Genomic DNA, 13,561 nt, shown 5'->3' on the forward strand with positions numbered 1-13,561 from the left:
GGGCTAACCATTGAAATGGTCTGGATTAATTTTTACTTTAATACCATCAGAAGTATCAAGCAATACCTGGCTTCTCTGCAATTCCAACTCCACTTTTTCTTTCGTCTCTGCTATTTCATCTATAGTTGCCTGTGTAGCTTCATTTGGATTATCTCCACCGGATTTCAAAGCCCTCTGGTAGAGGTAATTCATCTTTTCCCATTTCAATAGGTCATTAAATACCTTATAACTTCTGATATTCAACAAAGCGTCCTGCAAGGACAGTGTATGTGCTTTCCCTCTGGCTGTATATCTGATTTCGAGATAAGAGGAAAGCACCGGATTCAGATGGATAGATACGGTATCATCCTTTAACAGCTTGTCTTCCCCTCTCTCTCCGTTGATCTGGAGGATGCCGGAATTGCAAAGAACCATAAGCACGCCCATCAGATCACCGACTGTTTCCAGACGAAGTCCGGCTGTATCACTGCCATTGAGAGCGTTATAACTAACTCCGAGTGCGGCTGCAATCTTCTCTAACTGAGGAGGCTGTGGCTGCATTTTGTTTGTTTCGTATTTTCGGATTGAAACTGGATGGATGCCAGTCAGTTCAGCCAACCGATCTTGTGTAATGCCAATCTGTTTTCTGCAATATTTTATTTTTTCTCCAATGGTCATTATGATCATCCTCCATGTATCGAGATGGCTACATTATATCACGCTTAAAAATTTTTTTCTACAGGCATTTTAAAATACTTGACAATAGCGAAGACGCTACATATAATGAGAATATAAAAAGTAGCGAATGCGCTATAATAAGAAAAGGAGGGATGTCAGATGACAGAGAACAACAAGATTTATATTACTGCAAGTGAACTCGCAGATATGCTGGGTGTATCTGTAGGTCATGCTTACAAGCTCATCCGTAAGCTGAATCAGGAATTGGAAAAAGACGGATTCCTGGTGATTGCAGGAAAAGTTCCCAGAAGATATTTTGAAAAACGTTGGTATGGCTATAGTGCATAGGAGGAATGTAAATGAAAGCAGAAAAAGACAAGAAAACAGGAAAATGGTTAATTCAGTATCGTTATACAGATTGGCAGGGCAAACGCCGAAAATCTACGAAAAGAGGCTTTGCTACAAAAAGAGAAGCGGAGGAATGGCTGAGAAATTTTCTTATTACACAAAATGCAGACTTCGATATGAAGTTTGAGGAATTTTGGAAAATGTATTGTTCAGATATGGGGACTCGTTTAAGAGAACACACCATGAGAACCAAAACGTATATTGTGGAGTTGAAGATTCTTCCGTATTTCGGAAATAAGCGGGTAAATGATATTACAGCGGCAGATATTCGTAAATGGCAGAATGAACTGATCGAAATGGGATATTCATCCACTTATCTGAAAACAATCAATAATCAGTTGAGTGCAATCTTTAATTATGCGGTTCGATATTACGATCTGAAAAGTAATCCCTGTGCAAAAGCAGGAAGTATGGGTAAGAGCAAGGCAGAAGAAATGGATTTCTGGACAGGAGAGGAATTTAGGAAGTTTATCGACAGTGTTATGAATAAAAGGCTTTCTTATATGGCATTTATGACCTTGTACTGGACGGGAATGCGTTTGGGAGAACTTCTGGCTCTGAATCCGAAAGATGTGGATTTGGAAAAGAGAACAATTTCTATCACAAAATCTTATCAGCGTCTTGGTAAGAAAGATGTGATTACTCCACCAAAGACACCGAAGAGCAAGAGCGTGATTACCATTCCGGAGTTTCTGGCTGCAGATATCAAAGATTATATGGACAGTTTATATGATTTGCAGGAGAACGACAGGTTGTTTCCCATTACAAAATATTATCTGGAGCATGAAATGCAGCGAGGAATTAAAGAAAGTGGCGTAAAACGGATAAGAGTACACGATTTGAGGCGTTCCCATGCAAGTATGCTGATTGAATTGGGCTTTTCACCGCTGGAGATTGCAAATCGGCTCGGACATGAAAAGGTGGAAACAACGCTGAACACTTATGCACATCTTTATCCGAACAAGCAGACAAAACTTGCTGACAGATTAGACAGTGAATATAAGGAGGCTTTGTAATGAGTGGATTAGATAAGAATAGAAAACGTAACCAGACGGTTTGTTTTCGCATGACACCGGAGGAACGTAGAGGATTGGAGGCTCGGATAACGGTGAGTGGGTTGCCAAAAGGAAAATATTTTATCCAGTCGCTTCTTCATCAGGAAATCAAGATTGCGGTTGGCAAGTATCAGAGTGACCGATTAAGTCTTGAGATACGGCGATTGTGGGAACGGCTGGATAGTCTGGAAACGGAAGAGTTATATGAGGTATTGGCAGACTGCCGGGAACTGATGAAACAGATCATAAAAATTACAGATAATTCTTGTTCGGTCAAATGGACAGCAAGCGATTTTAAAACAGAGGTATTGGAAGATGAAAAATAAAAGCCTTTAAATGTCGGCAAACACTTAAAGGCGGAGACTTGGTAGAAAATCCAAATCAATTACTAAAGATATTCTACCAAAGTCTCCAAGGTCTTTCAACAGAAAATGGAGAAAAAATGGAAGAACAAAAGTGCGTATTGAAAATTATTAAAATGTCAGATGTGCAGTTACAGGAAATAGAGTGGTTATGGTACCCATTTATTCCTTATGGAAAACTAACAATCATTCAGGGAGACCCCGGCGATGGAAAGACAACATTAGTGCTGAATATAGCGGCTAAATTGTCGAAAGGAGAAGGCTTGGATGAAAATATGCAGATAGCAGAACCTATCAACATTATTTACCAGACTGCTGAGGATGGATTGGCAGATACAGTAAAACCACGATTGGAGCTTGCCGGAGCAGACTGTGAAAAAATTATGGTCATTGATGAAAGTGATAAATCTTTATCCATGATAGATGAACGTCTGGAAGAGGCTATCGTAAAGACCGGAGCAAGACTGCTGATTTTAGATCCGATACAGGCTTATCTCGGTGGTGGAATGGATATGAATCGGGCAAACGAAGCAAGAGATATGACAAAAAAGTTGGGAGCGTTAGCAGAGAAAACGAAGTGTGCAATTATCCTTATCGGTCATATGAATAAAGCAGCTGGAAACAAAGTAGCTTACAGGGGTATGGGTTCCATTGATTTCTTTGCAGTAGCACGAAGTGTTCTGTTGGTCGGCAGAATAGAAGGAGAAGCCAATACAAGAGCAGTTGTTCAGATAAAAAATAATCTGGCAGCATTTGGACATGCCAAGGCATTTGAGTTATCTGAAAGCGGATTTCAGTGGCTTGGGGATTATGAAATTACAGTAGATGAAGTTCTCGGCGGTATTGCTCCAAAGGCAAATAAAATGGAACAGGCCAAGAAGATTCTCAGGGAATTGGCGGAAACACAAAATGCAGTACAGAGCAATGAGGTGTTTGAACTGGCAGAAGAACATGGAATTTCGAAAAGAACAATGGAAAATGCAAAGAAAGAATTGGGAATCAAGGCGAAGAAAATCAATAATGCCTGGTACTGGGAACTGGATAAAATAGGTCTTTAATATGAGAAGAACGCAACAATGCAGAGTATCTATAAAAAGCAGTCTTTTCTTTGGCAAGGTTGCAAATGGTATAGAGATTGCATTGTTGCGGTGTTGATGGAGGGTGGAAATGAAAAATGTACAGATAACATACGAGTTATTTCTTGAACTGATTAAATATCACTTGCTGGAATCAGATGCAGATACAGAAAAAATCAAGAAGGAGCTTACCAATAAAATAGATGCATTGGTCATGCGGGAATTATATTCAAAATATAAAACAGCACCTACGGAGGAAGAAAAGGAAAAAGCCAGAAAAGAATATCTGGACAGACGAGGCGTGCCGGACAGTTTCCGATGGTGATTGTTCCTTGGGTGATAAAACAGGAGCGTGACACGCTCACTGTAATGAGCGATTAAGGAAATAATGAAGATTGATAGCCGGATGGCGGTTGACTAAAAATGAAAAAGAAACAGGTCGGATACGACCATAAATAATGTATTTTATGAGACTGTGCTACGGAAGACAAGTCCTCGGCGTTTGAGAGCGAAATACACCCTTTGCACAAATCTGAAGATTTATGACAAAAGGTATTTCGCCCTCCGGGGGTAACTGCCAAGAAAATCTCATCAATTTAAATGCTGACGCATTTGGAAATCCATGCGGAAACGCACAGAAAATCCGTAGACGGTATCCTAAGATACACTCACAAAGGAGGCGGTGAATATAGCGAGGAGGCATTCCTTTATCAGACAATATAAGTTAGATGATGTTTGTGGAAGATGTGATTATGTTGGTAATCCAGACCGGCAGGAACATTTATACGCAACGTATTCCACAGTAGAGCCAGAATTTTGGAAAGAGCTTGCGGAGCAGAACCAATATGATTTCAAGCGAAGCGGTTCAAAAGGAAATTGTATTGAAGCAAGAGAACTGGTCATTGCACTGCCGGAAAGTTTTCAAGAATATGATCGGAACTTGTTATTACAGTTGTTTGCAGAACAGTTTCGAAGCACTTATGGAGTGCAGTGTACGGCTGCTTTGCATCATAATAAAAAGAAAACAAATTACCATATTCATTTGATTTACAGTGAACGAAAGGTTTTGGAGAAGAAAGAGATAAAGCGAGCCAGCCGGAATATGTTTTACGATGAAAAAGGGAAGCATGTTCGAACAAAGAAGGAAATTCTGGATGAAAGCGGAAATATTAGACCCGGCTGTTATATTGTTCCGAAAGGTGAAATTTATGAAAAGACTTTCTTTGACAGCAAGGAAGAAATCTTTAAACATTCATCTTTTTTAAAAGATGTAAAGCAGATGTATACGGATTTGATGAATCAGTTGGTGAAAGATGAAGCAGAAAAACTAAGTGTCTTTGAACCAGATGGACCATATCTGGCAACGAAGAAGATTGGAAAGAACAATCCAAAGGCGGAAGAAATTCAGGCTGATAATGAAGCAAGGAAGGAGTGGAATCGAACAGTAGATGAAGCTCTTGTTGTGGGCGTTCCCTCTGATGAGATTGCAGAAGTCAAACAGAAAAATATCAGTCTGCCGGTAAAAAAATCTATTCAAAAAGAAGGTCAAAAGCCTGGATTACTGAGAGCAATTTTGCAAAAAGCGGTTGCTGTTCTTTTGGAAAAGATTAGGATGGCTGCAGCTCCTGAGAAACCAGAATTAAAAGTTGATATGGAAATATTTAAGCAGATGCAGAAAGTGCGAAGGAAACTTTTAGGAATCCGAAAATCAATTCGAGAGATTGATGATCAGATTCAGAAGAAGCAGAAACGTCTGGTTGAATTGACTGGTCTATCCGGCACATTTCGTCTGAAAGAGAAAAAAGAGTTGATGAATTCCATCACAGATCTGATTTCAGAAAGAACAAAGCAAAGTTCATTATTGAAAGAAACAGTGACCGAGGCTGGTTATCGCAGCGTTGACAGTTTTATGAGGGCGTTTAATAAATCGCAGATGTTGGTTGAGGAATATTTAAAAACTCAGGGCGGTATCGAAAATGGCAATAAAAGCTCTCAGCAAACACAGCAGAAGAAGCAAAGTGTACTTGATAAGCTTCATCAATATGATGAGGAAGCGAAACGGAGTAAAAGCTCCTGCAAACGCAGGGAAAACGTACCGAAAAAGGGCATGGAAGTTGAATGATAATTACAGGAAGTGAGGACAAAAATATGCAGGAATTAATAAAGAGAATTCATGAAAACGGAATTGATTATGTGTTGGTGGGTGATTACTATGTTCCAGAATTAAAAATGCAAGAAGAAAAAAGAAGTATCGGGCATTATGGCAGATTGCACAGAGAGTATCTGAGACAAGTAAAGCCAATAGTGTTTAATGAGCTGATTTTATCCGGACAGTTGTGGACGTATCTGGCTGATCTGAATGAGCAGGCAACGGAACGCAGAAATGTGATGATGAAGCAGTTCATGGAAAAAGAAGGTGTGACGGAGGATTTAAAGAAAAAAGACAGGTACGAATGGGTACGGAGAATGAATGGGATACGGAGCAGAGTGGATGAAATTATTATGAAGGAAATGATCTACGCATAACAGAATTGTGAAATAACGAAACCCTGGATGACAGAATAAAACTGTTAATCCAGGGTTATTTGTTGTTGGATAATCCATTAAATATTGTATTGAAATCGGTATGGAAAATTTCTGCCAATGCAATAAGTTCGCTGATTTTAATATTGTAGGTGCCGGCCTCTATTTGAGAGTAGATACTGCGTGTGGTTGGAAGGTTGCGTAATTGTAATTGAGCAACGACCTGTTCTTGAGTAAGATTAGCTGCATTTCTTAAATTTCGTAGATTGTTTCCGAGAGAAATATCATTAATTTGTCGTAGCTTTTGCTCCATAAAATCTATACCTTTCATCAATATCATTGTACCTGTATTGATTTTACTTTAAAAAATTCTTATAATTGCAATGTATAGCTTGCAATTATAAGGAATAGAGATATGAATAAAAAATGTATATGGGTATTATGTGTAATGGCGGTATTGATTATTACAATGGAGTATTTTATAAAGCCGAATTCTGAGGAAGATGTACCAATGGCTTCAGACGTTGTTAGCAGTGTAAGTATGAATCGAGATTAATATCTTACAGTGGTAGCTAATCGAGATAATATTGAAGATAAAGAAGAGTTTGCAAAATTATTGATTGAGATGTGTAAGGAAAATTCATTTCATACAATTAAATTTTCTACAGACAGAGGATATGCGACCAGTGTCGATATGAGGGTATATCTTTTTCAAGACAAAATAGAAGGACATGAGCCAGTAATGATAGTGAAATATGAACCTATTGAATACGGAAAAGGGTATGATATTGTGCATAATCCAGACCAGTTTAAATTGACTATTGATGGAAAAACATATGAATAAGCGTATTAAGAAGGATGTAAAAGAATCAAATTTGATGTATAATATCTTTAATATTGTCTGAAAAATGTTTTTGATTAAGTAATCGAAAATGGAATTGAGTAGTGGTATTACCATCATGGAAGAAAGACAGAATTTTATAATTTTGGTTGAAAAGTTATTGTACCGAAGGGGAAAGAAAAATGGCAAAAAACGTATATGATAAATTTGGATTTGATAGAGATGGCTATAACCGTGATGGGTATGATCGAATGGGTTACAATAGAGAAGGCTATGACCGTCAAGGATATAATAAACAGGGTGTGAATAAAAATGGCATTAATAAATTATCGGGAAGAGATAAAGATGGTTATGATGCAGAAGGTTTTAACGAAGAAGGCTATGGCCGAGATGGCTATAATCGAGAAGGTTATGACAAAGAAGGTTTTAACCGAGAAGGGATAGATGCGGAAGGTTATGATCGAGAAGGTTTTAACATAGAAGGTTACAATCGAGATGGCTACAATCGTGCAGGATATGATGCAGAAGGTTACGGTCGAGATGGCTATAGTAAAGAAGGCTATGATCGAGATGGGTTTAATCGAGACGGATTTGATATTGAAGGATATACACGAGATGGATTTGATGTATATGGATTTGATAGAAATGGTTATGATAAAGATGGTTTTAATTTGAATGGTATTTCTGAAGATGGTTACAATATTCTTGGTTATGGTATTGATGGCTTTGATCGAGATGGTGTAAGCGTAGACGGATATACTAAGAATCTGTTTGATGAGTCTGGTTTTCATATTTATACCGGATTTAATTTGCATGGCTTTGACAAAGACGGCTTTAACATTAATGGTTTTGATATAGATGGTTATGATCGGGAGGGATACCATAGTGTAACTGGGTACAATCATTCAGGTTATGATCGAGAAGGTTACAATCGTGCGGGATATAATGCAGAAGGCTATGATCGAGATGGTTATAACCGAAATGGGTATGATATCAAAGGCTATGACCGAGATGGTTATAATGAAAATGGCTATGATGAGGATGGTTACAACAAAGCCGGTTATGATTATAGGGGCTATGATGCCAGTGGTTATGATGAGGAAGGAAATCTTGACCCAGCAAGAAAGAAAATTATAGAAAAAGCTGAAATGGATCCGAAACAGGATATGCTGGAAGCTGCTTATTTCAAAAAATGCGTTGCTCAGATCAAAGGATATTATAAAGATAAACTTAGAGAAGATGTTTTGAAAGATTACGAACCATTTTCAAGAACATACATAGACCGTTGGGGATTTGTGCAAACAGATTGGGTTTATCCTGACACAAGAAATGCTGAGTATGAAGTTGATAGAAAAGTAAAAAAGGTATTAAAAGAACCCTATTTCTGTCATATTGATTATAAAGATGATTGTGAGTTATACATAGGAAGGCAAGCAATTCATGGTTGGGTAACAGACTGGGCTGATAAGAGGGCATCCCTTTATCATCAATATGAAATGTATATCGGAGATAAGAAAACAGGATTAAACTTTGTGAGAGATATACATATTGTTAATTCTGCTTATAAAGGATACGAAGATAAATATAATCGAGGCGGCGGACAGAAAAAAGAAATTTTAAAGTTTACAGATACACATCTTGCTAAAATTATCGCAGCAAATCAGCAGAATAAAAGAATACACGATATTGTTGAATCTATTCAGCAAAATCAGTATAACATTATCACTTCTGATAAAGATAGGAATATTTTAGTTCTTGGTTGTGCTGGTTCTGGAAAAACGATGATTTTAATGCACAAAATCCGTTATATGAGATATAACAATCCAGATATTCGTATGGATGATATCATGGTTATTTCTCCAACGGATATTTTAGGAAGAGAAAGCAAGGAATTATCTAAGTTACTTCAAATAGAAAAAGTACAACAGTTTACAACAGCATCTTTTTATGAGGCGTGTTGTAAGCAATATTTTGATGCAATGGGAATTAGCTATGAGCCATTTGCAGTTATAGATGATGGTACAGTCATTGAGGATTATTATGACGAAGGGTATCTTTGGGATTTATTGGAGGATGTAAACGATAATTTCAACTCGAATACAAAAGGAAAACAATTTTTCAATACGGAGCAAAATACTATCACGAATATGATGGATAAGCATATAGCGTTGCTTGGTGGTAAAAAAGATTTTGCAAATGAAATGTATAAATTGTATACAAGTTCAGCAAAAGAGATTAGTCAGTGTGGAAAAAAAGATATTGAAAGATTGATTAGGCAAATTGATAATGCAATTCGTGAAAGAGAATTGTATGAACTGACAAAAGATTTGGTTTGTTTTTTACAAGAAAGAAAATGCTTTACTAAAGAAAAATCTAATAGAATGTTATCAAAAGAAGAACTTTCAAGAGGCTTTTACTATACGAGAAAAGCATGTTCTGAAATGGATTATGACGAATTTTCCAGAGTCCGGTATTTCAAATCTATTACGCTGGAAGGTGCAGTTCCAATGTTGCAGTTATTGCAACTATATAGAAACGAAGCAATGGATAAAGAAGATGCTTATAAACTCTTAACAGAATGGAATAATATTTCTGAAGAAGAAGCGGAAGAATATTGTAAATATATTGATTGGCAATTAGCCAGAATTGAACGTCTGGAAAATAAAAGAGAAGTTTTACAGTATCTTCTGGATAATAAAATGGTAATTGAACGTTCAATAGAAAACAAAAATCTTCAATACGATACTTCATTTGAAAAATTGTTACAACTGTTTGCTAAAACAGAAGAATTATTGGAGAAGGTAGGATATACGCCATTTTCATATTTTGAAGAATATGAGAAGATTGAGCGAAAGAGAAAACGCTTGGCAGAACAAAGAGGAGCAAAAGGAAAATACCAGTATTTGTTCGATGGAATTTTATCAATGCTTGGCGTGACATTTGTAACAGATAAGGAAATAGAGGTACCACTGACAAAAGCATTTGAAATGACATATATTTTGCATCAACTTTTTGGTACTTGTGATGGAAATAGAAAGTATATGTATATTGATGAATTTCAAGATTTTTCACCGGTTGAATTAAGAATGGTTAGAACAATGTACCCGTCTGCAGTTCTGAATGTTTTTGGAGATGTCAACCAGTGTATTAACTGTAAAGGTATTATGCAGTTAGATGATATTCCAGAAGAAATATATTCTGATAAGTATGAAATAAAAGAGAACTATCGTAATGCAAGAGAGATTACCACTTATGTGAAAGACAATTTGAACATTGCAATGGAACCTTACGGTTTAGAGGGCATACAAAAAACAGTTGAAGAAATACCTGAAATTACAGTTGCCGATGATGATCGAGTTGCGGTTATTGTAGAAGATGATAGTATGATTTCAGCAGATATCAGAGAAAAAATGGAATTGAATTTCTATTCAGATAGTAAGGAAATTTTGCGAGGAATATATAATGTTATTCCGGTGACAATGACAAAGGGGTTGGAATTTGAAAAAGTTATTGTTGTTCAGCGTGGGATGGATAAAAATCAGTTTTATGTTGCATGTACCAGAGCAATCAGTGAATTATATGTAGTATCAGATAATTATCAGGATATGTATGATTCAGATGATTATAAGGAAACACGTGATGAAAAAGTTGAAAACGTGATCGTTATAGAGAATAAAGATGAACAGAAAATGAGTGATTCAAGCGAAGGTACGTTGGAAGTTCTTGAAAATACAGCGGATATTCAGCAGTATAAATTAGTACCATACAATGGAAAACTGAAAAAGATAACTGGTATGAAGCATGTACCAACAATGCATATTTCTATCAATTCTACTAATGGAGAAAAGAAGATTCCGGTATGTTACCTGGTTGACAAACAATGTGCATATATCCCAGAAACTACATATAAAAAATACGAAAATGAGCTTAATAGTTATTTCTCGGGTGAAAGCAATGATAAATTTGTTATGCCTTCATTGACAGAAGAACAGGAAACAGATGCTGCAGAAAAAGAATCAGTTCGTGAATTAGAAGTATATGTATCAGCTAATACCAGTACAGTAAATTTATTAGATAAATTTGAAGGATTGGGTACGGATGCTCCATACGAAAGATTAGTTATTAAAAATGCGATGAGAATATACAAAGGAAGTCAATCAGAAGTGATTAGCCTGGTAGTAGAGCGTAGTAAAAATCATGATTATGAAGGCGATATTACGTTTACGAAATTCAAACAAGGATATACATTAAAGTTAAAAACATTTATAGATAATCAAATATCTAAAAGTGATTTTGTAGCATATAAAAATTCAGGAAAAATGTTCCGGTTTTCTAAACCATACCTTTTACGAGCACAAAATAGCAGGAATCGTAGTGGATATGGATGGGAGTGGGACTGGTCTACACCATATGCTCCATTAGTAACCGAAGGAACTTTGTATGGAGAAACGACGGACTATGTGTTTGTAGGAGCTTATATCGGCTACAGGTAGTTATATTTATGAAATTTTCTCAAGTTTCTATAAATGTGAAGTAATTTGTAAGTTAATGAATTTGTGCCAACACTGTTGACACAAATTGCAATGGTAGAAGGAACACTGTAGATTGTGTTACTGAAAGAGGTGGTTTGATGAAAGATGAAATCAGTTCTGCTGGGAATCTTATAAAAATTATAGAGGATTCAAGAAACAATGCATTAAAAAGGGTAAATGAAGAACTTATCCAAATGTATTGGAAGGTTGGTGAATATTTAAGCAAAGAAGCTGAAAGTGCAGCTTTTGGGGATGCTTATATTGATTCTGTTGTTAAAGAGATTCAGGAGGCTTTTCCGGGCATCAAAGGATTCAACAGACGCGGTCTATACAGAATGAAAAAATTTTATGAGACTTACTGCGATGATGAATTTGTGACAACACTGTTGACACAAATTAGTTGGAGTAATCATCTTGCTATTATGTCCAAAGCAAAAACTGCGGAAGAAAGACATTTCTATATAACCCTTTGTATAAAAGAAGCTTATTCAGCCAGAGAGTTGGATAGACAGATTAACAGCGGATATTATGAGAGGTATATGCTTTCTAAGGAAAAACTCTTGCCGGAACCGATAAAAGGTTTGAAAGAAAATCCGTTCTTAGATTCGTATGTTATCGAATTTTTGGATTTACCTAAAAATTTTAAGGAATCTGATTTGCGAAAAGGTCTTATCCAGAATATGAAAGAGTTTATTCTGGAAGTAGGCAAGGATTTTACATTCATTGGTGAAGAATATCGAGTACAGGTCGGTGTTGAAGATTTCCGAATTGATTTGTTGTTTTTCCATAGAGGACTCCAGTGTCTGGTTGCCTTCGAATTGAAGATTGGAAAATTCAAACCGGAATACATTTCTAAAATGGATTTCTACTTGGAGGCATTGGATCGTCAGAAGAAGAAAGAGAATGAGAACCCAAGCGTGGGAATGATTCTTTGTGCTTCTAAGGATGATGAAGTGGTAGAATATGCAATGAGCAGAACATTATCTCCGATGATGGTTGCGGAATATAAATTACAATTGCCGGATAAAGCGGTATTGCAGAAAAAACTGCAGGAATTGGTAAATATGCCACTGATTGAAGAATAATTTTCGGTGTTTTGCGTGAGTTTAATTTGAGTACATTTTTGATGACAGTCAAAATAAACGTAGCAGATTTGAATAATACGGACACAAAAAATAGCTAACAAGCTACAAAAACAGCATGATTAAACTTCCTTGAGTCGAGTTTGAATAAACAAAAATGCTTAGCAAACCAAGCGTTTTGATATGCTCCCCATATGGTAGACAATGGAAATATCCAAAAATCTATCATATGAGGAGCATATTTTTATGTCTATGAAACAGTATAGTAAGGAGTTGAAACTTGAGCTCGTAAAGAAACACCTTGAGGATGGAATCTCTTATTGGAAATTAGGTAAAGAGTATGGAATTGAGGCTAGTATCATCCGCAGGTGGGGGCATAAATACGAAACATTTGGAGAAGACGGTCTAGAAAAGCAAAATGCTGATTTATGTAATTACTCTGCAGAATTTAAGAAGATTGTTCTTGAATATCTTGGAGGTAATATAACGAGTCAGGATTTAGCTGCAAAATACAAAATTCATGCACCAAGTACTGTTCGTACATGGATTAAGCAGTATAATAACCATGAAGATTTAACAAATTCCAGAAAAGAAGGTGTATATCTCATGGCAAAAAACGGTGCTAGAAAAAATACAACCCTTGAAGAAAGAATAAACATTGTCGAAGAATGCATAAACACGGGATGTAATTATGCTTCTACAGCGAATAAATATGGTTGCTCCTACGGACAAGTTTATGCATGGGTTAGAAAATATAAAGATAAAGGAATCGAAGGATTATATGATCGACGAGGTAAGAACAAAGCGATTTCTCAATTATCAGATATTGAGAAGTTGAAAGCTGAAAACCGACTACTAAAAGCTCAAACACAGCAGCAACAAATGGAGATTGATTTCTAAAAAAAATTCGACGAAATAGAGAGGAGGTGAACCTGACCAAGACACGCAATACAACAAAATACCTTGCAATCAAAGAATTATCTGATGAAAATAAGACATACTCCATATCGGCGTTATGCGAGTTT

13 protein-coding genes are annotated in these 13,561 nt (G+C 36.4%); 11 read left to right on the top strand and 2 right to left on the bottom strand.

Annotated features, from left to right (window positions below; translation table 11 throughout):
- Positions 1-3: 3 nt before the first annotated feature.
- Entirely contained in the window at positions 4-657 is a 654-nt protein-coding gene (locus DW694_RS00275) for a helix-turn-helix transcriptional regulator (RefSeq protein ID WP_118752352.1), read from the bottom strand.
- Between the two features lie 159 nt (positions 658-816).
- On the opposite strand from DW694_RS00275, the gene DW694_RS00280 reads away from it, so the two are divergent.
- From DW694_RS00280 to DW694_RS00310, 7 genes are all read left to right on the top strand, one after another.
- Positions 817-1,005 (top strand): HTH domain-containing protein, encoded by a 189-nt coding sequence (locus DW694_RS00280; protein ID WP_118752353.1) that lies wholly within the window; start codon positions 817-819, stop codon positions 1,003-1,005.
- A gap of 11 nt (positions 1,006-1,016) precedes the next feature.
- Positions 1,017-2,081 (top strand): site-specific integrase, encoded by a 1,065-nt coding sequence (locus DW694_RS00285; RefSeq protein WP_118752354.1) that lies wholly within the window; start codon positions 1,017-1,019, stop codon positions 2,079-2,081.
- On the top strand, positions 2,081-2,446 hold the full coding sequence (locus DW694_RS00290; RefSeq protein WP_118752355.1) for a hypothetical protein: 366 nt from the start codon (positions 2,081-2,083) through the stop codon (positions 2,444-2,446). Before DW694_RS00285 ends, DW694_RS00290 begins: the two co-directional genes overlap by 1 nt.
- 116 nt (positions 2,447-2,562) lie before the next feature.
- Entirely contained in the window at positions 2,563-3,540 is a 978-nt protein-coding gene (locus DW694_RS00295) for an AAA family ATPase (protein WP_118752356.1), read from the top strand.
- Between the two features lie 109 nt (positions 3,541-3,649).
- The gene (locus DW694_RS00300; protein ID WP_118752357.1) at positions 3,650-3,883 is read left to right on the top strand and encodes a complexin-2; all 234 of its coding nucleotides are present in this window, start codon (positions 3,650-3,652) and stop codon (positions 3,881-3,883) included.
- A 357-nt stretch (positions 3,884-4,240) separates the two neighbouring features.
- Positions 4,241-5,680: a MobA/MobL family protein gene (locus DW694_RS00305; RefSeq protein ID WP_286186692.1), complete on the top strand. Its 1,440-nt coding sequence runs from the start codon at positions 4,241-4,243 to the stop codon at positions 5,678-5,680.
- A gap of 26 nt (positions 5,681-5,706) precedes the next feature.
- Positions 5,707-6,084: a TnpV protein gene (locus DW694_RS00310; RefSeq protein WP_118752424.1), complete on the top strand. Its 378-nt coding sequence runs from the start codon at positions 5,707-5,709 to the stop codon at positions 6,082-6,084.
- A gap of 55 nt (positions 6,085-6,139) precedes the next feature.
- On the opposite strand, the gene DW694_RS00315 is transcribed toward DW694_RS00310, so the two are convergent.
- Positions 6,140-6,412 carry a helix-turn-helix transcriptional regulator gene (locus DW694_RS00315; protein WP_353615785.1) on the bottom strand — a complete coding sequence of 91 codons (273 nt, stop codon included), beginning with the start codon at positions 6,410-6,412 and terminating at the stop codon, positions 6,140-6,142.
- A 234-nt stretch (positions 6,413-6,646) separates the two neighbouring features.
- On the opposite strand from DW694_RS00315, the gene DW694_RS00320 reads away from it, so the two are divergent.
- The 4 genes from DW694_RS00320 (at position 6,647) to DW694_RS00335 (ending at position 13,436) form a co-directional block, all read left to right on the top strand.
- On the top strand, positions 6,647-6,925 hold the full coding sequence (locus DW694_RS00320; RefSeq protein WP_118752358.1) for a hypothetical protein: 279 nt from the start codon (positions 6,647-6,649) through the stop codon (positions 6,923-6,925).
- Positions 6,926-7,104: 179 nt separating this feature from the next.
- On the top strand, positions 7,105-11,415 hold the full coding sequence (locus DW694_RS00325; protein WP_118752359.1) for a UvrD-helicase domain-containing protein: 4,311 nt from the start codon (positions 7,105-7,107) through the stop codon (positions 11,413-11,415).
- Positions 11,416-11,552: 137 nt separating this feature from the next.
- The gene (locus DW694_RS00330; protein WP_118752360.1) at positions 11,553-12,539 is read left to right on the top strand and encodes a PDDEXK nuclease domain-containing protein; all 987 of its coding nucleotides are present in this window, start codon (positions 11,553-11,555) and stop codon (positions 12,537-12,539) included.
- 243 nt (positions 12,540-12,782) lie between these two features.
- Positions 12,783-13,436, top strand: a complete 654-nt coding sequence (locus DW694_RS00335) for a helix-turn-helix domain-containing protein (protein ID WP_118752361.1) — start codon at positions 12,783-12,785, stop codon at positions 13,434-13,436.
- Positions 13,437-13,561: the final 125 nt, after the last annotated feature.

This window comes from Ruminococcus sp. AM26-12LB, from assembly GCF_003480785.1.
Taxonomy (GTDB): domain Bacteria; phylum Bacillota; class Clostridia; order Lachnospirales; family Lachnospiraceae; genus Blautia_A; species Blautia_A fusiformis.

What these genes read in the sequence shown, in the direction of transcription:
- DW694_RS00275 (WP_118752352.1), bottom strand. Translation starts at nt 657, where the DNA reads ATGACCATTGGAGAAAAAATAAAATATTGCAGAAAACAGATTGGCATT.
- DW694_RS00280 (WP_118752353.1), top strand. Translation starts at nt 817, where the DNA reads ATGACAGAGAACAACAAGATTTATATTACTGCAAGTGAACTCGCAGAT.
- DW694_RS00285 (WP_118752354.1), top strand. Translation starts at nt 1,017, where the DNA reads ATGAAAGCAGAAAAAGACAAGAAAACAGGAAAATGGTTAATTCAGTAT.
- DW694_RS00290 (WP_118752355.1), top strand. Translation starts at nt 2,081, where the DNA reads ATGAGTGGATTAGATAAGAATAGAAAACGTAACCAGACGGTTTGTTTT.
- DW694_RS00295 (WP_118752356.1), top strand. Translation starts at nt 2,563, where the DNA reads ATGGAAGAACAAAAGTGCGTATTGAAAATTATTAAAATGTCAGATGTG.
- DW694_RS00300 (WP_118752357.1), top strand. Translation starts at nt 3,650, where the DNA reads ATGAAAAATGTACAGATAACATACGAGTTATTTCTTGAACTGATTAAA.
- DW694_RS00310 (WP_118752424.1), top strand. Translation starts at nt 5,707, where the DNA reads ATGCAGGAATTAATAAAGAGAATTCATGAAAACGGAATTGATTATGTG.
- DW694_RS00315 (WP_353615785.1), bottom strand. Translation starts at nt 6,412, where the DNA reads ATGAAAGGTATAGATTTTATGGAGCAAAAGCTACGACAAATTAATGAT.
- DW694_RS00325 (WP_118752359.1), top strand. Translation starts at nt 7,105, where the DNA reads ATGGCAAAAAACGTATATGATAAATTTGGATTTGATAGAGATGGCTAT.
- DW694_RS00330 (WP_118752360.1), top strand. Translation starts at nt 11,553, where the DNA reads ATGAAAGATGAAATCAGTTCTGCTGGGAATCTTATAAAAATTATAGAG.
- DW694_RS00335 (WP_118752361.1), top strand. Translation starts at nt 12,783, where the DNA reads ATGTCTATGAAACAGTATAGTAAGGAGTTGAAACTTGAGCTCGTAAAG.